This window comes from Streptomyces sp. NPDC088730 (genome assembly GCF_044751215.1).
Taxonomy (GTDB): Bacteria; Actinomycetota; Actinomycetes; order Streptomycetales; family Streptomycetaceae; genus Streptomyces.
The window spans coordinates 401,291-421,821 of record NZ_JBIVLK010000001.1; the positions used below are offsets into that span (position 1 = coordinate 401,291).

The following is a 20,531-nucleotide window of genomic DNA, read 5'->3' on the forward strand; positions in this document are numbered from 1 at the left end:
GGCGGACGGAACAGGACTCAACCGTCGCTCCGGGCGGATCCTGCCCCTTGCGCCGGTACGGCGAACGGCAGCAGTGCCACTGTTACGTTGTCGTGGCCCCCTCCGTCGAGCGCGTGACCCACCAGCACCTGGGCGCCGTGCAGCGGCCGTTCGTGGGCGTCGGGGGGCAGCGCGGCGGACATCTCGGCCGCGGACTCCGCGTAGTTCCACAGGCCGTCCGTGCAGATCACCGCGGTGCCCGGCCGGTCCGGCTTGAACGAGGCGGTGTGCGGCTCCAGTTCGTAGGAGTCGGCGCCCAGCCAGCCGGTGATGGCGTGGGCCCGCTCGTCCGCGTACGCCTCCGCCTCGTTCATCAGGCCCGCCGCGACCATCTGCGCGGCCCAGGAGTCGTCCTCCGTGAGCCGGGCCGGCGGACTGCTCCGGTCCTCCGGCACCCAGTACACCCGGCTGTCACCGACCCAGCCCACGATCAGCAGCCCGTTGGCCATGACCGCGCCGACCAGCGTGCACGCCGGGGCGTTCTGCTGGCGGTGCGGATCGCGCTCCCCGGCCCCGCCGGGCTCCTGGGCCAGCCGGTTGACCGACTCGGCGGCCGCCACGATCGCCTCGTGCATCGCCTGCTGCGGATGCGTTCCGCGCGGCAGCGACTCCAGCAGCGACTCGTTGGCGGCGGTCGTCGCGGCGGCCGACGCCTCGTCGGGACGGCTCGCGGAGGACACCCCGTCGCAGACGATCGCCACCACGGCCGGGGTGCCGTCGGGCAGCGCCGTCGTCGAGATCGCGAACGAGTCCTCGTTGCGGTGGTGGCGCAGCCCGCGATCGGTGACCGCGGCGACCGAGCCGAGCTCCTGCTCCATGTGATCGCGCTCGCGGGGCTGGGCATGGCCGCAGTTCTCGCAGTAGCCGTCGAGATCGACACGGCCCGCCCGGCAGGCCACGCACACCTTGGTGCCGGCCGGTGGCGTCGGGGTGGGCTCCGCGACGGCACGCGGATCGGGCGCCGCGCCCCCGGCGGCCGCGCCCGGCGCCGCCAGCTCGAAATCGCCGGACGCGGACGGCGCGGCGACGGGACCGGGCTCCGCGGGGGCGGCCACCGCGGTGCCCATGGCGATCGTCGGGTGGTCCCGCGGAGGCTCGGGCACGGCCGACAGGTCGTACCCGCACGCCCCGCAGAACAGATCCCCCGGCTCCAGCGGCTCCTGGCAGCCGGGACACCTCGACAAGGCGGCCTCCTGGTCGTTCTGCGACATCTTCACACCCACGTTCGGGGGCGGAAACGGTTGGCCCGCTCCACCAGTTCGATCCTCTCGGCACCGGGCTCCGCAAGCCGGGCGAGCATCCGGTACGAACGTTCGAGCCCGAACCGCAGGCCGCGCTCGTTCAACTCGACTCCGAGCAGCGTCCCGGGCCCCTGAGCCCCGCCGCCCGCGGGTGACTGCGGCGCCGGGGGACGGGCCTCGGGACTTCCGGAGAGTACCCAGTCGAGCGCCGTCCCCAGCACCTCGGTCGACAACTGCTCCCGGCGCACCGCGTCCAGACCGAGACCGGCCAGCCCGGAGACCTGGGCGGAGGCCGCCATCAGGTCCGTGATCAGTGGCTCCTGCGGGGCCCGGTCGCGCAGCCGGGCCCGTACCGCCGCGACCCGGGCCGCCGTGTAGTGGATCGACGCCTCCGGCACGGACTCCAGCGATCCGACGGCCCCGCCCCGGTCCCCGGCGGCGATCTGCACCCGGGCCAGGCCGAACGCGGCGCTCACGAAGCTCGGGTCGGTGGCCCACACCAGCCGGTAGTACTCGGCGGCGTTGTCCAGCTGGCCCAGGACCTCCGCGCAGACGCCCAGGGCCAGTTTCGGCGCCGGCTCCCCGGGAAACGCGTCGTAGACCGCGTCGAAGGACAGAGCCGCGTTCTCGTGGTCACCGGTCACCAGGGAGGTGATGCCCCGGTACCAGACCACCCGCCAGTCGTCCGGGTACTTCAGCTCAAGGGTGGCCAGCGTCTCCAGCGCGGCACCCAGGTCGTTCATCTCCAGGGACGCGCGCAGCTCGCGCAGCCTGGTCTCCACCGAGGCGGCCGGTACGGACCGCAGCGCGGCGATCAGCTCGGCGGGCGCCGACGCCATCATCCCGGCGAGGAAACCCGCGTTGGGGTCGTTCGCGTCGACCCGGGGGACCGGCAGCGCCAGCGACGTGCTCCGTACATCGAGCCCGGCCAGCCGCACCCCGCCCGTGCCGGACGGGCCGAACACCCCTGTTCCGGCGCCGGTGTTCGCGGCGGGGGACCGGGGGGCCGGAACGGCGGCCGCCGGCTGCGGGTGGGCGGACGCGACGGCGTACCCGGCGCCGCTTACATGGGTGGCGGGCGAGGACACCGGACCGGCGCCCGCCGTGTACCCGGGAGGCGGCCCGGCGGGCAGCGCGCCCGGGGCACCGCCCGGCGGCGCCACCGCGGCCGGCGTCGGCGCACCCGGCGCGGGCGGAAGCGCCCCCGCGCCCCTGCGGCGGCCGAAGCGCCCGGAGCCGCGCGTCGCCGCGCTCCGCGCCCCGAGGAGGGACACCTCGCCCGTCATGCGGGTGAACAACTCCGTGTCCGTGACCCGCATCTCCGCACCGAACAGGGTCGACAGCGCCGGACGCGGGCGCCCCGTCTGGAGCGACACCACCTCCCGCAACACGCCCATCAGCTGCTCCGCCATCTCGGAGGCGGAGGCGAACCGCCGGACCGGATCGGGATCGGTGGCCCGGACCAGCAGCCGGTAGAACGACTCGTAGGACCGGAACACCTCGATGTTGTCCGGGTCCGGCAGCGAGTCCACGAAGACGTTCGTGTAGCCCTGGAAGTCGAAGGTGAGCACCGCGAGCGTCCGCGCGACCGTGTACAGGTCGGAGGCGACCGACGGGCCGACCTCCGCGACCTCCGGCGCCTGGTACCCCACCGTGCCGTAGATGGCCGACTCCTCGTCGTCCATCCGGCGGACCGCGCCCATGTCGATCAGCTTCAGCTGGTCCTCGGTCTGGATCGCGTTGTCAACCTTGAAGTCGCAGTACAGGAGGTTGCGGCTGTGCAGGTGGCCCAGCGCCTCCAACGCCTCGATGCCGAACGCGCACGCCTGCTCGACCGGCAGCGGATCCCGCTTCCCGGCCGGGGTGCGCCGCTCGTTGGCGATCTCCTTGAGGGCCTTGCCGCCCACGTATTCCATCACTATGTAGCCGTCCAGCGAACCGGTGCGCTGGTCGAGGTGCTCGACGAAGTTGTAGATGCGGACGATGTTGGAGTGCTCGATCTCCGCGAGGAACCGGCGCTCGGAGATGGCCGCCGCCATGGCGTCCTGGTCACCGGTGTCGAGCAGGCCCTTGAGCACCACCCAGCGGTCGGAGACCGCCCGGTCCACCGCGAGGTAGACCCAGCCGAGCCCGCCGTGCGCCAGACAGCCCGCGACCTCGTACTGGCCGTGCACGACGTCGCCCTCCTGGAGCTTGGGCGTGAACGAGTACGGGTGGCCGCACTTGGTGCAGAACCCCTCCGTCCGCCCCGGCTGCGCACCCCTGGCCCGGCCCACCGGCGCCCCGCAGTCCGAACGCGAACAGAACCGCTTGCGCTCGGGCACCTCCGGGTTCTCCATCACGGCGGTCCGCGGATCGGGACGCGGCACGTCCGGCACGAGCACCAGACCGGCGCCCAGCCGGTTCCGCCCGGAGACACCGGTCGAGGAACCGGAGGAGCGCACCGAGACCGAACGCGAGGCCCCGCTCGCGGACACGGCGCGCGAGAGCCGCCCCGACACCGACCGCCGGGACGTCGAGGAACGCGAGGACGCCCTCGACGACGCCCGTGAACTGCCGCGCGCCGAGGAGCTGGAGCTGCCCCGCCCGCCGCCCGCGATCCCGGTGGGCGGTGAGCTCACCATCCCCGTCGGGGAGACGACCGGTGCCAGACCGCAGGTGTCGCAGTACAGCTCACCGCCGCCCATGTCCTCGTAACTGCCCTCGCACGCGGGGCGCTGGCACTGCGTACTCATGGTCGTTCCCCCTCTTCGCCCCGGAGCCGCAGCGGCCACGTCGCTCTGATACTGCCCGTCCCGCCACGGCCGGTCCGGCCCGTCGGATGCCCCTCGGGCACCAGCGTCCTCACTGGTCCCGCCGGTCTTCTGGTCCCGACGCGCGCCGCTGCCCCAGCAGTTCCAGCGCCGCGTCCTGATAACGCTGCACCGTCTGGGCGGCGACCCGCAGATCGCAGGGTGCGCTCCACAGCATCCGGCGCGCCGCGTCGTACCGCTCGATCAGGACCGGGTCCTCCGCCAGTCCGTGCCGGGCCACCTTCGCCTTGTACGCGTCCAGCCGGCCACGCAGCTCCGCCCGGACGGCCAGCGGGGCGGTGACCGCCGTCAGCTGCTCCCTGGCCCGCAGCAGCTCCTCCTCGGCCTGCCGCTCCAGGGTCTCCAGAAGCGGCGAGAGCCGGTGCCACTGCGCATGCCTGCGGTACTCGGAAGCGGCGGCGAGACGCTCCTGGAGCACGGTGGGCGGGCCGTTGACCGCGGGCACCTCGGACGCGGCGATCTTGGCCAGCACCTCGCCGCGCGCGGAGCGGGCCTCGGCCAGCGTGCGGTCGGCCCGGGAGAGCACGTCGCGCAGCTGGACCAGCCGCTGTTCGGCGTCCTGCCGGACCGCGAGCACCGCGTCGATCTCCCGCCGCACCTCGTCCAGCGCGCGGGCCGCGCGGTCGTAGCGCGTGGTGTCGGGGCGTCCGCCGCCGGGTGCCGAACTGCCGGGCCCCGGCAGCCAGAACGCCAGTGGATCGGAGATCACCTGCATCCGCAGCGTGGCCAGCTCCTGGGTGATCGACTCCAGATCGTCCCCCGACGGGTGCTCGCCCGGCCGCACCCCGACCGAGTGCGCCAGCGAGCTGGTGCGGCGCAGTTCGGCCGCGAGCAGATCTATCCGGGCGGGCATCGCCGACCAGACGGAGTCGGAGGCGACGACCATGTCCAGCGAACGGGCGTACAGCTCGTTCATCCGGTTGACCAGCTCCGCCAGCGTGAACCGCTCGGAGAGCCGGGCCGGGCCGGTGATCGACGGATCGGGCCGGGCGGCGGCGTGCGCCACCGTGACGCCGTCGCCGCGCAGCAGTTCGGTCAGGGCCGACAGATCGTCCCGGTTCGGGTGGCGCCGCCGGGCCCGCACCTCACGGGCCTGGTGCAGCACCCCCGCGTAGGCCTCGAAGTAGCTCCACAGCAGCGTGATCGACTGCTCGGTGACGCTCCAGCGCTCCCGGGTGACACCGGTCAGCTCCGCGCCCTCCAGGAGCCGGCGTCCGGCGTGGTCCTGGAGGGCGAGCAGCGAGGTCTCGATCGCCTCGTGCTCCGCGCCGAGCCGGGCCAGCGCACGGTCCGCCTCGTCCCGGTCCATGACCGGGCCGGGGGGCCGGGCCGCGTAGCTGGGGAAGGGGCCCGCGACGCCCATCGATCACCTCTCCGCTCTCCCTGCCGGACGGGCCCGGCAGGTTCCGCCTGATCCGAGGACCAGGCCCTAGTTGCTGCGGTACTTGGGCACCGGCGGTGCCGTGATTCCGGGCAGACCGTCCTGAAGCCAGTTGCGGTAGGACCGCATCCAGGGGCTGTTCTTGCCGCCGGCCCGGTAGTCGACCAGCACCTGGTTGACCCGGGCCACCAGATCGTCCGCGCCCTTCTTCGTGGCCACGCCGTAGTACTCGGTGGTGAAGGGCTTGTCGCCCTTGAGCTCCACGGCCGGGTCCTGGGCGGCCTGGCCGGCCGCCAGGGCGTTGTCCGTGACGATCGCGTCGACCTCGCCCATCTGGAGCCGCACCAGGCAGTCCAGCTGGTTGGGGACGGTGAGCAGGTCCTCGTCGGCGTCGGTGCCGTCGTGCTTGTCCTTGAACACCGAACCGAACGACTGCTTCTCCAGGGCCTCGTACGCCGTGGACCCCTCCGCCGTACAGACCCGCTTGCCGGCCAGCGAGGAGTTGTAGCCGGTGATCGTGGAGTCCTTGGGCGCGAGGACCTGCTGCCCGGCCTGGAAGTAGGCGGTGGAGAACGAGACCTGGTCGAGCCGGGCGCAGTTGATCGTCATCGTCCGGACGACGACGTCGACCTTGTCGTTCTCCAGGGCGGCGATGCGCTGGTTGGTGGGGATCGCCCGGAAGATCACGTCGCCGGGGTCGCCCAGGATGTCCTTGGCGATGGCCCGCACCAGATCGATGTCGAAACCTTCGAGATCCCCGGACTCCGGATTGCGGTACCCCCACTGGAAGCTGTTCTGGTCGACGCCCGCGATCAGCTTTCCGCGCGCCTTGATGCGGTCGATGGCGGCGCCTCCGGCGACGGACGGCGGCAGGCTGGCGTCCGGATCGGCGCAGTCGTCGGCCCGCGCCTGCACGGCCCGTGCCGCGCCCGGTCCCGAGACCCCCTCGCCGAAGGCGGCGCCGCCGCTGTGGGAGAGCGGCAGCAGGGTCAGTGCCGCCGTCAGCGCGCAGGCCACGGCCATGGCGGTCACACCGCCCCAGCCGCGCAGCCTGCGCAGCGGGCCCGCGCGCCCCGTCCCGGGCTCGTCCTTCCCTGTCATCGCTCCCCCTGTCACCGGAACTCCGAGAGCCTGCGGTTGACCCCGACGATCGCGGCGACCGCGCCCAGCACGGCGAGGGCCGCCGCGCCTATCGGCAGCCCGCCCAGCGCACCGCGCCCGTCCCGCGCGGCCCGGGTGAACTCTTCCTGCTCATGGGCGAGCGCCTGCTTCAGCGCGTCGTCCACGCGGTTGAACGACTCACCGGTCGAGCCCTTGGTCGAGTCGGCCGTCCCGATGATCTGGGTCAGCGCGGTGTCGTAGTCGCCGCTGTCGTCGGTCTTGCGGGCGGTCCGGTGGCGGCTCTGCCACTCGGTGACACCCTTGATGGCCTTTGCCACCGGTTCGCTCCCCACGGTGTCGTGGGTGTCCTCGGCGAGCTTCGCGGCCCTGTCCAGCTCCTCGACGAGTGCCTTCATGCCCGTGCCGTAGTCGGTCTCGTACTTGTCGTTCTTCCCGTCCGCGGTGAGCACCGCGCCCCGGGCGACCACGGTGAGGGTCTCGTTGGCGCGGGCCTTCAGCGAGTCGATGCGCGCCCGGTTGAGCACGTCCAGGGACTGCTGCCCGCGGGTGTTGGCGTCGGACAGGTCGGAGCGGGCCACCGAATGCCCCACCGCCAGCCAGAGCAGGACCACCAGCGAAGCCGCGGTCGCGGCCAGCATGCCGTGGTTGAGCACCCGGTTCGTCCGGTGGAAGTTGCGCCGCTGGGCCCAGACGAGCACGACCAGCGCGATCACGCCGATGCCGAGCGAGAAGAACGGCCAGGTGCGCGCGGAGTCGTAGTCCTGGCCGAGCCGGCCGGTCTCCGCCGCGTACAGCCGCTCGGCGGCCGGCAGCATGTCGCCCGCCATCTTCTGGTTCGCGTAGCGGAGGTAGGCGCCGCCCAGCGGAAGCCCCTGCCGGTTGCTCGCGCGGGCCCGCTCGATCAGCCCGGTGTAGCGCGGGAGTTCCTCGTTGAGGGTGGTGATCTCGTGGCCGGACTCCGTCGAGGAGTCCGTGTTGGCCGCGGCCTTCACCAGCAGCCGGGAGGCCTCCTCGATGTCCGCCACGTACTGCTCGTGGACCTTGCTCGGCTCCTGCGGCCCGGCCAGGAAGCCGCTCGCCGCCGCCGCGTCGGCGTCGGCCAGCGAACGGTAGATGTCGGCGGCGTCCGCGCTGAGCGGCTGGCTGTGTGTCACCACGTCGTCGGCGGCGGCCGCCCGGCCGGAGACCTCGAACGCCGTCACGGCCCCGAACGCGACGACGAGCAGGGCCAGTACCGCCCCGATGATCTGGAGCCGGCCCGGTTCGGTCGTCGCCGCGGCGCGCAGCCGCTCCGTGACCACCGCGCGGCCACCGCGCTGCGGCGGCACGACTGCGGGCACCGGCGCGGGCGCCTGCTCGGGCGCGCGTCGCGGCGGCGCAGGCCGCACATTCGGCGGGTGTGTCACTTGACCTCCCCCTCGGTCACTGACGGCGGCCCGCCCCCCGGCCGATCGGGGGACTGGTACCCGGCCAGAAGTATGGCCGCAGGGAACGGCGTCCACACAACGAACGCCCGGATCCCGCACCGGTCCATGAGCGCGGACACCCGCAGGCAACCGCGGCCAACAGCATTCGATCAAGGCCGGCGCCGCCGATCAAGACGATCGACGGCGCAATCCCCCGAAGTTGTACCGATCTCCCCGACAAGGAACACGTTCGGGGCGGCTGATCGGTTCCCTCGCGGAAGGGGCGCCCCGAAGCACGAATGCTACGGGACGCCCCTGCCGCCCTCCGAGGTCACACCGCGTCAGGCGTACTGCGCCCGCAGCCTCTCGTGCACCTCGGGGGCCGCACCCGTGTGGTCCAGGCCCAGCAGCCCCGCACCCAGCACCGGGGACTCCTCGACCACCCGGACCACCGCCTTCGGGGCCCGCACGGCGAGGAGTTCGGATATCCGGCCGTCCAGGTGCGGATGGCGCGCCGCCAGCACGCTGCCGCCCAGCACCACCGGGGCCCGCTCGTCCAGCAGCCCGAGCCGGGAGAGGGCGACCGAGGCCATCGCCACGACCTCCTCCGCCAGCCGGTCCACCAGTCCGCGCGCCACCGGGTCACCGGCCGCGCCGGTCGCGAAGAGCACCGGCGTCAGCTCGTGCCGCCGCTCGAACGCGATCCGGCCCAGATGCAGCGCCTCTATCAGCGCGTACATCGAGCCGAGCCCGAAGTGACCGGGCAGCGTACGGGCCAGCTCGGTCGGCTCACCCCGGCCGTCCTCCGCCCGCGAGGCGAACCACAGCGCCTCCTCCGCCAGCCCCGAACCCCCGCCCCAGTCACCGGATATCCGGCCGATGGCGGGGAAGCGCGCGGTGCGCCCGTCCGGCACCATGCCGACGCAGTTGATGCCCGCGCCGCACACCACCGCCACGCCGCGCGGCTCGTCGACCCCGGCCCGCAGGATCGCGAAGGTGTCGTTGCGCACCTCCACCGTGCGGCCCCAGCCCCGTTCGCCCAGGGCCTCGGTCAGCTGCTCCTCCTCCACCGGAAGATCGGCGTTGGCGAGGCAGGCCGACACATGGGCGACGCTCTCCGTCCCCACGCCGGCCGAGGCCAGCGCCCGTTCCACCGCGGAGCCGAGCGCGTCCACGGCCGTGCCGATGCCGACCACGGGCGGCTGGAAGCCGCCGCCGCGGGCCGTGGACAGCACCGTGCCGTCCGCACCGATCAGTGCCACATCGGTCTTGCTGTTCCCCGCGTCGATCGCGAGGACCGAACCGTTCACGCCCACCGGAGGTGCTCCCGGTTGTGCGCGATCAGCTTGTCCGTGAGTGCTTCCGCGTACTCGAACTGGCCGATCAGGGGGTGCGCGAGCAGGGCCTTGAACACCCGGTCGCGGCCCCCGCGCAGCGCGGCCTCCAGCGCGAGGTCCTCGTACGCCGTCACATTGCCGATCAGCCCGGCGTAGAGCGGGTCGAGCTCCGGCACGGCGAGCGGCGTCGCGCCCGTGCCGTCCACCTTCGCCTGAACCTCGATCACCGCGTCGTCCGGCAGGAACGGCAGCGTCCCGTTGTTGTAGGTGTTGACCACCTGGTGGGTGGAACCGCCGCCGCCCAGCAGCGAGGCGGCCAGGTCCACGGCCGCCTCCGAGTAGAAGGCGCCGCCGCGCTTGGCGAGCAGCGCGGGCTTCTCGTCCAGCGTCGGGTCGCCGTACATGGCGAGCAGTTCCTTCTCCATCGCGGCGACCTCGACGGCCCGCGAGGGCTTGGTGCCCAGCTCCCGCACGACCTCGTCGTGCGCGTAGAAGTAGCGCAGGTAGTAAGAGGGGACGACGCCGAGGCGGTCCACGATCGCCCTCGGCATGTGCAGGTCGTCCGCGATCGCGTCGCCGTGCTCCGCGATCAGCCGGGGCAGCACGTTCTCGCCCCCGGGGCCGCCGAGGCGCACCCCGGTCTCCCAGGTCAGGTGGTTCAGCCCGACGTGGTCGAGGTGCACCTCGCCCGGCGTCACGTCGAGCAGCCGGGCGAACTTGCGCTGGAAGCCGATCGCCACGTTGCACAGGCCGACGGCCTTGTGACCGGCCTGGAGCAGCGCCCGGGTCACGATGCCGACGGGGTTGGTGAAGTCGATGATCCAGGCGTTCGGGTTGGTGCGCCGGACGCGCTCCGCGATGTCCAGGACGACCGGGACGGTGCGCATGGCCTTGGCGAGGCCGCCGGCGCCGGTGGTCTCCTGGCCGACGCAGCCGCATTCCAGCGGCCATGCCTCGTCCTTGGCGCGGGCGGCCTGGCCGCCCACCCGGAGCTGGAGCAGCACCGCGTCCGCGTCGGCCACCCCCGCGTCGATGTCGGTGGTGGTGACGATCCGGCCGGGGTGGCCCTGCTTGGCGAAGATCCGCCGCGCGAGGCCGCCGACGAGTTCGAGCCGGTCGGCCGCCGGGTCGACGAGCACCAGCTCCTCGACCGGCAGGGTGTCCCGCAGCCGTGCGAAACCGTCGATCAGTTCAGGTGTGTAGGTGGACCCGCCACCCACTACTGCGAGCTTCATGAATCAGCCCTTTACTCCGGTCAGTGTGACGCCCTCGACAAAGGCCTTCTGTGCGAAGAAGAAGACGACGATCACAGGGGCCATGACCAGAACGGTCGCGGCCATGGTCAGGTTCCAGTCGGTGTGGTGTGCGCCCTTGAAGGACTCCAGTCCATAACTCAGGGTCCAGGCCCCGGGGTTCTCGGAGGCGTAGATCTGCGGTCCGAAGTAGTCGTTCCAGGCGTAGAAGAACTGGAAGAGGGCGACGGCCGCGATACCGGGCTTGGCCATCGGGATCACGACGCGGAGCAGGGTGCGGAACTCACCGCAGCCGTCGACCTTCGCCGCGTCCAGGTACTCGTTCGGAATGGTCAGCAGGAACTGCCGCAGCAGGAAGATGGAGAACGCGTCACCGAACGCCATCGGGATGATCAGCGGCCAGAGCGTGCCGGACATGTCCAGCTGCTTGGCCCAGAACAGGTACATCGGAATGACGACGACCTGCGGCGGCAGCATCATCATCGAGATGACGAGCATCAGCGACAGATGCCGGCCGCGGAAGCGGAACTTGGCGAGCGCGTACGCCACGGGCAGTGAGGACACCACCGTGAGGACGGTGCCGAGCCCCGCGTACAGCAGGGTGTTCTTCCACCAGGTCAGGAAGCCCGGGGTGTTGAACACCTCCTTGTAGTTGCTCCACTCGAAGGGGTGCGGCCACAGGTCACGGGTCAGTGCCTGCTGGTCGCTCATCAGCGAGGTGAGGAACAGGAAGACGAACGGCAGCACGAAGAAGAGCGCGGCCGCGACGCCGAGCGAGTGCACACCGATCCAGTGCAGCAGCGCCTTGCGGCGCGCCACCCGCTCGGCCGGGGTGACGGGGTCACTCACCGGTCCGCCGGCCTTCGGGGTGTCGAGTACCTGCGCCATGTCACTCACCTGCCTGGATCAGTCCGCTGCGGCGCCGCATCAGCAGTGCGGTGAACGCCATGGCGAGGACGAAGAGAACGAGCGCGACCACACAGGCGGAGCCGTAGTCGAAGCGCTGGAAACCGAGGTTGTAGACCAGCTGCGGAAGCGTCAGTGTCGACTTGTCGGGATAGCCCGGTTCGAACTGCTGCCCGGAGCCGCCCATCACACCCGAGGCGACCTTCCCGGCCACGAGTGGCTGGGTGTAGTACTGCATCGTCTGGATGATGCCGGTGACCACGGCGAACATGATGATCGGCGAGATGTTCGGCAGGGTGACGAAGCGGAACCGCTGGTAGGAGGACGCCCCGTCCAGCTCCGCGGCCTCGTACTGCTCCTTGGGGACGTCCAGGAGCGCGGCCATGAAGATCACCATCAGGTCGCCCACCCCCCAGACCGCCAGCGCGGTCAGCGCGGGCTTGGACCAGGCGGCGTCGGTGAACCAGCCCGGCGTCGGCAGCCCGAGCTCGCCCAGGATCGAGTTGACCGGACCGGTCCCCGGGTTGAGCAGGAAGACGAAGCCCAGCGTCGCGGCGACCGGAGGAGCCAGGTAGGGCAGGTAGAACAGCGTCCGGAAGACCCCGGTACCCGTCTTGATTCTGGTGATCAGCATGCCGATGCCGAGGCCGAACACCACCCGGCAGGTCACCATGACCAGGACCAGCCAGAGCGTGTTGCGCAGCGCCGGCCAGAACAGCGGGTAGTCGTTGAAGACGAACGACCAGTTCTTCAGCCCGCTGAACTGCGGGGCGGAGAAGCCGTCGTAGCTGGTGAAGGAGAAATAGAGCGTGGAGATCAGCGGGTAGGCGAAGAAGACGCAGAACCCGATCAGCCACGGCGACATGAAGGCCGCCGTCCGAAGCGCGGACCGGCGGCGCTTCGAACGGAGTGTGTACGTGCTCATCGCGCCGGCTCTACTTCGCCTGGTCGATCGCGGCGTCGATTTCCTTGGCGGTCTTCTCCAGACCCGCCTTGATGTCCGTCTGCTTGCCCTTCTCGACGTCGAAGCCGAGGTTCTGCAGGGACGTCAGGAACGCGCCGCCGTTCACCGAGGGCGGGGTGGTGGTGGACTTCGGGTTGGCGGCGATGTCCAGGAACGTCTTGAAGCGCGGGTCGTACTTCAGCTTCGGCGACTTCAGCGCGGCCAGCGTGGAGGGCACGTTGTGGATGGCGTTGGCGAAGTTGACCACCGCGTCGGTGTCGGTGGTCATGAACTTGACCAGCTCCCAGGCGGCGTTCTGCTTGGTCGAGGTGGACGCGATACCGGCGATGGTGCCGGTCAGGTAGCCCTTGCCGTACGTGTCGGCCTGGTCGTCCGCGACGGGCATCGGGGCCACACCGATCTCGAACTCCGGCTTGGTCTCCTCGGCCATGCCCAGACGCCACTCGCCGTCCAGCTGCATGGCCACCTGGCCGGTGTGGAAGGGGTGCTTGGCGCCCCACTCGTCACCGAAGCCGGTGCGGAACTTCTCCAGCTTCTGGTAGCCGCCGAGCGAGTCGACCAGCTTCTTCTGGCTGGTGAGCATGGCGGCGAAGGACGGGTCCTTGGCGATGTTCGACTTGCCGTCCGCGTCGAAGTACGTCGGGTCCCAGCTGCCGAGGTAGTGCTCTGTGGTGGTCTCGTAGCCGTGGTAGTTCGGCATGAAGCCGAGCTGCTCGTACGAGTCGCCCTTGGGCTTGGTCAGCTTCTTCGCGTCGGCGGCCAGCTCGGACCAGGTCCTGGGCGGACTGGTGATCCCGGCGTCCTTGAACGCGTCCTTGTTGTAGTAGAGCCCGTACGCGTCACCGAGCAGCGGCACCGTGCAGCGCACGCCGTCGTACTGGGTGTACTCGTTCATCGCCTTCGGGAAGGTCGCGGCCGCGTCGATCCCGTCCTTCTTCAGGAACGGGTTGAGGTCGACGAACGCCTTCGACTTGCAGAACTTGCCGACGTTGTTCGTGGTGAACGACGACACGACGTCCGGGGCCTTGGAACCGCCCGCGCGGAGCGCCTGGTTGATCTTGTCGTCGGTCATGTTGCCGACGATCTTCACGTGGATGTTGGGGTGCGCCTTCTCGAAGGCGTCGACCGTGTCCTGGATTCCCTTGACCTCGTTCGGGGCACTCCAGCCGTGCCAGAAGTTGATGGTCGTCTCCTTGGACGCGTCATCACTGGCACCGGAGCTGCTCTGCCCGGTACAGGCGGAGGCGAAGAGGGCAATCGCGGCGGTCGCGGCGAGTGCGACGGCCGGCTTCCGGCGGTTTCCGGACATGGTGGTGTCTCCCGATGAAGGGTTGGGACGGGGAAGGGGAAGGCGGGGTACGTCAGGGGTGTGGCAAAGGGGCTGGTGAAGGGGGCGAAAGGGGTTCAGCGCGAGGTGTCGAACACTTCGTCGCGGGTGGTGGCGAGTGCGCTCTCCAGCGCGCCGCGCAGTACGGGCCGGTGCGTCACCTCACCGGCGATCAGCCGGGGCCGGGACGCCGCGAGCTCGGCCAGTTCGGCCGCCACCCGGCCGCGCAGCGGTTCCCCGCCGCGCGAGATCAGCTCACCCGAGAGCACGACGACCTCGGGGTCCAGAACGGCGAGCATGGAGGCGAGGCCGGTCGCCAGACCGGTGGCGTAGCGGTCGAGCAGCCCGCCGTACGGCCCGCCCTCGCCCCGCTCCACGGCCTCGGCCGCCCGGCCCACCAGCGCGGCCGCGATCTCGTGGTGGGTGCCGGGCCCGCGGACCGCCTCGTCGTCGATGCCCACCTCACGGGCGAGCCTGGCGAGCACCTGGGCCCCGGCCAGCTCCTGGAAGCCGCCCGAGTTGGCCTTGGTGACCTGCCGGACCAGCGGAGCGCCCGGCACCGGCAGGAACCCGACCTCACCGGCGCCGCCGGTGAAGCCCCGGTGCAGCCGGCCGTTGATGACGAGGGCGGCGCCGAGGCCCTCCTCGTTCCACAGCAGGACGAAGTCGTCGTGTCCCCTGGCCGCGCCGAGCCGTTGTTCGGCCACCGCGACGAGGTTCACGTCGTTCTCGTACTCCACGGGCATCGGCAGGAAGGCGGCCAGCTCGTCCAGCAGGCTCGTGGAGTGCCAGCCCGGCAGGTGGGAGGCGTAGCGCAGCCGGCCCGTGCCCGGGTCGAAGGCGCCCGGCGTGCCGATGACGAGCCGGTGCACGTCGGAACGGGTCAGTCCGGCGTCCTTCACCGCCCCGTCCAGCGCGTCCGCCACCTGCCGCACCACGCTGTCGGCGCGCCGCCCCGGGGTCCGCAGTTCGAACTCCCCGACCGTCTCACCCGTCACATCTGCGACGGCGGCGAGGATCCGCTGGGCGTTCACGTCGAGCCCCGCCACATGGGCGGCGGCGGCGTTGACGGTGTACAGCTGTGCGTTGGGCCCCGGCCGCCCGGCCGCGGTCCCGGTGGCGACGACCAGACCGGCCGCCTCCAGCCGGGCCAGCAGCTGGGAGGCGGTGGGCTTGGACAGGCCCGTCAGCTTCCCGATCCTGGTCCGCGAGAGGGGGCCGTGCTCCAGCAGCAGGTCGAGGGCGGCCCGGTCGTTCATGGCCCGCAGAACGCGGGGGGTACCCGGCGTGGTTCCGGCCATGATCACTGCACCTGCCCTCTGTTAGGAAAGTTTCCTATTCGGTGAGAGGACCGTAGGGCGCACGTCACCTGGGCGTCAATGGTCTGCACCGCTGTGGCAACCAAAGCGTTACCTGGGCGGGCGCGGGTGGCGCTGCCTGCGGCCCGGCGCACGTCGGCGCCCTGTCGGGATGCATTCCCAACAGGGCGCCGGTCGAATCGAGTTGGCCGGTATTCGGCGGTCGCGCTACTTGGAGATGTTCGGGGGCTGGACTATCGGGGTGGCCGCCAGGGACTGCGGCGAGGTGGCCGAGGCGTACGCGGAGGGGGCGGCCATACCGGCGGTGGGGTCGGCGGCCTCGGCCGCGGCGTCGTCGGGCTGGGCCGGGACGCCGCCGATCATCCGGATGCCCGCCTCGTCGAAGGCGCGCTTGATCCGCCAGCGCAGCTCGCGCTCCACGCCCATGGCCTGGCCCGGCATGGTCTTGGCGGTCACCCGGACCGTCATCGAGTCCAGCAGCACCGTGTCCAGGCCCAGGATCTCCACCGGACCCCACAGGCGCTCGGTCCACGGGTCGTCCTTGGCCATCAGCTGGGCGGCCTCCGTGATCACCGTACGGACCTGGTCGAGGTCCTCCGTGGGGCGCACGTGCACATCGATGCCCGCGGTGGACCAGCCCTGGCTGAGGTTGCCGATCCGCTTCACCTCGCCGTTGCGGACGTACCAGATCGCACCGTTCTCGCCGCGCAGCTTGGTGACCCGCAGGCCGACCTCGATGACCTCTCCGGAGGCGACGCCCGCGTCGATGGTGTCGCCGACGCCGTACTGGTCCTCCAGGATCATGAAGACCCCGGAGAGGAAGTCGGTGACCAGGTTGCGGGCACCGAAGCCGAGCGCCACCCCGGCGACCCCGGCGGAGGCCAGCAGCGGGGCCAGATTGATCTGGAACGCGCCCAGGATCATCAGGGCGGCGGTGCCGAGGATCAGGAACGAGGCCACCGAACGGAGTACGGAGCCGATCGCCTCCGAGCGCTGGCGGCGGCGCTCCGCGTTGACCAGCAGACCGCCCAGCGCGGTGCCCTCCACCGCCTGGGCGCTGCGGTTCATGCGTTCGATGAGCTTGGTCAGGGCACGGCGGACCGCTGTGCGCAGCACGATCGCGATCGCGGCGATGAGCACGATCCGCAGACCGGTGTTCAGCCAGGTGGACCAGTTCTCCTCCACCCAGCCCGCGGCGTTGCCTGCCTGCTTGGCGGCTTCGTCCAGCGAGCCACCTGGCTCGGGTGACTGGGCTGCGGCCAACAGGGCGGACAGGGACACGGTGAAACCTCCAGTTGGGCGAGCGCTGACCAACCACACTAACGGGGCATCGGGCGTGCTCCGTTGCCGTGATCCGGGGGAGAGACGCGTCTCACCCGGGGATATGGAAGAGGTAAGGGACCCGGTCGGCGGCGCCGCGTGTGGCCGATCGCACACCGGGTGCGGCGGTCGGCGGCAGGGCCCCCGAAGCGCCTGTTCCGGTGCCTTCGCGCCACTGGGACGGAGTGGCCGGAAGAAAAATCCTTCCGGCCCGTTACCCGGACGTGGTGGCGCTTTGACCAGGCCTGAGGGGAGACTGAGATCGGATCGTCCCGGCGCGAGCCACGCGCCGCCGGCGTACAAGGAGGCATCAACCGTGCCGCACGTCCTGGTTCTCAACGCGTCGTACGAGCCGCTCGGCGTCGTACCGCTCCGCCGCGCGCTCGTCCTCGTCCTGGAGAACAAGGCCATCTGCCTTGAGGAATCCGGCGCCCTCATGCACAGCGCCACCCGTGCCGTTCCGGCCCCCAGCGTCGTCCGCCTGAAGCGGTTCGTGCGCGTCCCCTACCGCGGGCCCGTCCCGCTGACCCGCCGGGCGCTCTTCGCCAGGGACGGCGGGCGCTGCATGTACTGCGGCGCCGCCGCGACCAGCGTCGACCACGTCATTCCGCGCAGCCGGGGCGGGCAGCACGCCTGGGAGAACGTGGTGGCGGCCTGCCGCCGCTGCAACCACGTCAAGGCCGACCGCCACCTGCCCGAGCTCGGCTGGCGGCTCCACCAGCCGCCCGCCCCGCCGACCGGACTCGCCTGGCGGATCATCGGCACGGGCCACCGCGACCCCCGCTGGCTGCCCTATCTGCAGCCGTTCGGGGCGGCCGACGCGATGGCCCGGATCGATGGAATATCCGCCTGAGATCCCGGCCCCGGCCGCGCTCTCAGGCCGCGTCCGCCCGGTCCCGGCATGCGCCGCGGCAGCGGCGGCGACGTCGCGGCGGCGGGCAGGCAGGCGGCGTACACCGCCACGGGCACGAGCGGCGGGAGCATCGAGGGCAAGCTGCCGGGGACGACGAGGGCGGAGTGCGCGAGGTGCACCCCGTCGGCCCCGGTGCCCGTCATTCCGGCTGCGCGCCGACGGGCACCGCTACTCCGCGACGGCGTACGCCTGGACGGACCAGAGCGAGTAGCCGTACTCGGTGGCCCGCCCGTCGCCCTGGACCCTGAGGAACCGGGTGTCCTTCGCGTCCATCCGGACCGACTCGTGGCCGCCCCTGCCCTCCTGGACGGTGGCCGCCGTGCGCCAGGTGCGGCCGTCCGCGGAGACCTGTACGCGGTAGCGGGAGGCGTACGCGTCCTGCCAGTCCAGCACCACCTGCCCGATCCGGGCCGGGGCGGGCAGTTCGGCCTGCCACCAGGCGCCGTCCTCGGCGGGGGAGGACCAGCGGGTCTCCGGGTCGCCGTCCGACGCGGCGGACGCGGGGAAGTCCGCCGTCTCGTCGCCGGAGGACGAGGCGGTGGCCGAGCGCAGCAGGTCGGGGCCCGCGGTGCGCGGGAAGGCCCGGACGGTCAGGGTGGTCTCCTCCGCGCCGAAGGAGAACGGCACCTCGTACTCGCCCGCCGGGGTGTCCGCGGGCACCGTGATCTCCACGGGGACGTCCGTACGGGAACCGCGCTGGACGGTCGTCCGCTTGGGCAGCCGCACCTTGATGCCCTTGGGGGCCTTCGCGGTGAGCGCGCCCTTCACCTCGGCCGGACGGCCGGGCGAGAGCCGCGCCTCGACCCGCTGCGGCTTGCCGCCGATCTCCGCGTCCGTCGCGCCGTGCGCGAGGTCGAGCCGGGCCGCCGGCTCGTCGCCGAACCACGGCACCAGCGAGCGCACCCGTGGCGCCGTACCCGCGGACGGGGCCGCGCCCGCGAGCGGCGGGATGATCAGGGGCGGCGCGCCGGTGACCGACGGGGTGACGGTCGGCCAGCTGATCCGGACCGCGTCGGCCCGCAGGCCCCGGCCCCCGGTCTGGGTCCAGCCGCTCGACGAGAGCGCGCCGAGGCTGTGCCAGCCCTCGCCGGGCACATGGGCCTGGACCGTCGCGTCCGCCGGGGTGGCGCCGTCGCCCGGCACGGCCGTCGCGGTGACGGCCTCCAGCGGGCGGACCCGGCCCAGGTGCACCGTGTAGCTGCCCTGCGCCTCGGTCACCGTGCCGTTGTCGCGGTCCGCCCCGGTCCAGGCGTCGGCCTCCTTGCGCGCCCGGTCCAGGAACGGGCCGAGCACCCCCTTGCCGACCGTCGCGCCGCTCCCCTTCACGGACCTGCTCACCGGCTCCAGGGCCAGCGACGCCTGCCAGGCGGCCGCCCCGTCGCCGCGTGCCTGGGCCTGGAGCAGATCGACGGCCAGCTCACCCGCCCTGCCGTACCGGGACAACTGCTCGGTCCACGGCCGTACTTCGCCGTCGAGCCGCCCGTCGGCGAGTCCGGCCAGCCGCTGCGGGGTCTCGCGCATCACGGTGAACGCGGAACGCAGCCGGGCCGCCGCCTTGTCGCGTGCCCCGGCGTCCGTCCCGCCGTGGGTCTTCCAGAACGCGGCGAGCAGCGGCTTCAGGTACGCCGATTCGTCGCCGCCCAGCACGGAGGCGGCGCTGTTCCCGGCCAGGGCGCGCAGCGCGTCCCGGCTGCCGGTGTCCGTGCCCGCGAGGTCGTCGATGGCCGCCTGCCAGGACTCCTGCGGCTGGTACCCCTTCGGGTTCCAGGCGAAGTCGGCGGCGGTGAACAGCGGGATCCGGGAGGCGGACGGCTGCTCCATCGCGTTGGCCAGCAGCGCGGCCGAACCGGTGGCGACCGCCGGGTCGCGGCCGGTGTACGGGCCGAGGAAGATCCGGTCCTGCGCGTAGTCGTTGACCGGGTAGTTGTCCATCGTGACCAGCGGATGGCGGAACGTGGCTCGGGCGCCGGCCAGTTCGCCGCCGGTGATGGTCCTCGGCACCACTCCGACCCCGGTCCAGGCGACCTGCACCCGGTCGTCGAGCTCCTTGGCGAGTTCGGTGCGGTAGTCGGTCGCCCCGTCCTGGTAGAACTCCGTCGGCATCATCGACAGCGGCTGCGCGCCCGGATGGCGCTCCGCGAGGTGCTGGGCCACCGCGCTGACGACGCGGGCCTGCGCCCTGGCCGCCGCCCGCGGTCCGTCACCGAAGGCGTCGGCGTCGGCCGAGCAGTGCCATTCGCTGTAGCTGACGTCCTGGAACTGCACCTGGAAGGCCCGCACCCCCAGCGCCCACATCGCGTCGATCTTCTTCGTCAGCGCCTTCACGTCGCGCTCCGAGGACAGGCACATCGACTGGCCGGGTGCCACGGCCCAGCCGAGCGTGACGTGTTCGGCGGCGGCCCGCCCGGCGAGCGCGCGGAAGTCGGCGCGCCGGTCCGCCGGGTACGGGTCGCGCCAGCGGGCCTGCCGGTAGGGGTCGTCGCCTGCCGCGTACAGGTACCGGTTCTGCTTCGTGCGCCCCATGAAGCCGAGCTGGGAGAGGCGTTCGGCCTGGGCCCAGGGCTGTCCGTAGAAACCCTCGGTCATCCCGCGCACGGCGCTGGAGGGCCAGTCCCGGACGGTGGCCCCGGCGACGCTGCCGCCCCGGATCAGCTGACGCAGGGTCTGCACCGCGTGGAACAGCCCGTCCTCGCCCAGACCGTCCATGGCGACGGTGTCCCGCCCCGCGACGTGGCCGGCCGCGATCCGGTAGCCGCCGGCGGGCAGATCGCCGCGCTCCGGGGCGCGCAGGGTGCGCAGCGCGTCCAAGGCGCCGTCGCCGCCGAACCGGATGACGGGGCCGCGCCCCGGCAGGGCTTCGTGGACGGTCCGCACGCCCGCGTCGCGCAGCACCTCGCGGAGCGCGGTGACGGCGTACGGGTCGGCCTGAGCGTCGGCCACGAGCGTGACCTCGCCGGACAGCGGGACCGGGGAGCCGGCCGCCTTGATGCTCTGCGGCCGGGGCCACACGCTGGGCAGGGCGCCGTCGTCCGCGCGGTCGGGGGTGCTGGAGACGGGCGTTCCCGGGGGCGCGGGGGCGGCGACGGCGGCCGGGGCTCCGGTGGAGAGGAGCCCGCCGAGCACGGCCACGGCGACCGCCGCCGCCTGCTTCCCGCCCCTGAGCCGCATGCCCGTTCTCCCCTCGCTCCCA

At 72.2% G+C, this 20,531-nt stretch carries 14 protein-coding genes; 1 reads left to right on the forward strand and 13 read right to left on the reverse strand.

The genetic code is table 11. The annotated features are described in order from the left end of the window. Positions 1–17: 17 nt before the first annotated feature. The 12 genes from ACIP89_RS01730 to ACIP89_RS01785 all read right to left on the reverse strand — a co-directional run bounded on the left by ACIP89_RS01730 (position 18) and on the right by ACIP89_RS01785 (position 16,389). A complete protein-coding gene (locus ACIP89_RS01730; protein WP_402112395.1) occupies positions 18–1,256 on the reverse strand; it encodes a PP2C family serine/threonine-protein phosphatase in 1,239 nt (412 codons plus the stop codon). Then, positions 1,253–4,015: a tetratricopeptide repeat protein gene (locus ACIP89_RS01735; protein WP_402112398.1), complete on the reverse strand. Its 2,763-nt coding sequence runs from the start codon at positions 4,013–4,015 to the stop codon at positions 1,253–1,255. Before ACIP89_RS01735 ends, ACIP89_RS01730 begins: the two co-directional genes overlap by 4 nt. Positions 4,016–4,124: 109 nt before the next feature. Further along, positions 4,125–5,456 carry a hypothetical protein gene (locus ACIP89_RS01740; protein ID WP_401921553.1) on the reverse strand — a complete coding sequence of 444 codons (1,332 nt, stop codon included), beginning with the start codon at positions 5,454–5,456 and terminating at the stop codon, positions 4,125–4,127. Positions 5,457–5,522: 66 nt separating this feature from the next. Next, positions 5,523–6,575: a glutamate ABC transporter substrate-binding protein gene (locus ACIP89_RS01745; protein ID WP_401921552.1), complete on the reverse strand. Its 1,053-nt coding sequence runs from the start codon at positions 6,573–6,575 to the stop codon at positions 5,523–5,525. Positions 6,576–6,586: 11 nt separating this feature from the next. Then, positions 6,587–8,002 carry a hypothetical protein gene (locus ACIP89_RS01750; protein WP_402112400.1) on the reverse strand — a complete coding sequence of 472 codons (1,416 nt, stop codon included), beginning with the start codon at positions 8,000–8,002 and terminating at the stop codon, positions 6,587–6,589. Between the two features lie 341 nt (positions 8,003–8,343). Continuing rightward, positions 8,344–9,318 (reverse strand): N-acetylglucosamine kinase, encoded by a 975-nt coding sequence (locus ACIP89_RS01755; protein WP_401921550.1) that lies wholly within the window; start codon positions 9,316–9,318, stop codon positions 8,344–8,346. Next, the gene (locus ACIP89_RS01760) at positions 9,309–10,574 is read right to left on the reverse strand and encodes a 6-phospho-beta-glucosidase (protein ID WP_401921549.1); all 1,266 of its coding nucleotides are present in this window, start codon (positions 10,572–10,574) and stop codon (positions 9,309–9,311) included. The genes ACIP89_RS01755 and ACIP89_RS01760 overlap by 10 nt, the downstream gene beginning before the upstream one ends. A gap of 3 nt (positions 10,575–10,577) precedes the next feature. Then, on the reverse strand, positions 10,578–11,480 hold the full coding sequence (locus ACIP89_RS01765; RefSeq protein WP_401922091.1) for a carbohydrate ABC transporter permease: 903 nt from the start codon (positions 11,478–11,480) through the stop codon (positions 10,578–10,580). 1 nt (position 11,481) lies between these two features. Further along, the gene (locus ACIP89_RS01770; RefSeq protein WP_401921546.1) at positions 11,482–12,423 is read right to left on the reverse strand and encodes a carbohydrate ABC transporter permease; all 942 of its coding nucleotides are present in this window, start codon (positions 12,421–12,423) and stop codon (positions 11,482–11,484) included. A 10-nt stretch (positions 12,424–12,433) separates the two neighbouring features. Continuing rightward, the gene (locus ACIP89_RS01775; protein WP_402112404.1) at positions 12,434–13,771 is read right to left on the reverse strand and encodes an ABC transporter substrate-binding protein; all 1,338 of its coding nucleotides are present in this window, start codon (positions 13,769–13,771) and stop codon (positions 12,434–12,436) included. A gap of 95 nt (positions 13,772–13,866) precedes the next feature. Next, the gene (locus ACIP89_RS01780; protein ID WP_401921543.1) at positions 13,867–15,090 is read right to left on the reverse strand and encodes an ROK family protein; all 1,224 of its coding nucleotides are present in this window, start codon (positions 15,088–15,090) and stop codon (positions 13,867–13,869) included. Positions 15,091–15,315: 225 nt separating this feature from the next. Further along, positions 15,316–16,389 carry a mechanosensitive ion channel family protein gene (locus tag ACIP89_RS01785; RefSeq protein WP_402112407.1) on the reverse strand — a complete coding sequence of 358 codons (1,074 nt, stop codon included), beginning with the start codon at positions 16,387–16,389 and terminating at the stop codon, positions 15,316–15,318. A gap of 355 nt (positions 16,390–16,744) precedes the next feature. Between ACIP89_RS01785 and ACIP89_RS01790 the strand changes: the two genes are divergently transcribed. Further along, positions 16,745–17,281 carry an HNH endonuclease gene (locus ACIP89_RS01790; protein ID WP_401921541.1) on the forward strand — a complete coding sequence of 179 codons (537 nt, stop codon included), beginning with the start codon at positions 16,745–16,747 and terminating at the stop codon, positions 17,279–17,281. A 228-nt stretch (positions 17,282–17,509) separates the two neighbouring features. On the opposite strand, the gene ACIP89_RS01795 is transcribed toward ACIP89_RS01790, so the two are convergent. Then, entirely contained in the window at positions 17,510–20,509 is a 3,000-nt protein-coding gene (locus ACIP89_RS01795; RefSeq protein WP_402112410.1) for a beta-N-acetylglucosaminidase domain-containing protein, read from the reverse strand. Positions 20,510–20,531 lie beyond the last annotated feature (22 nt).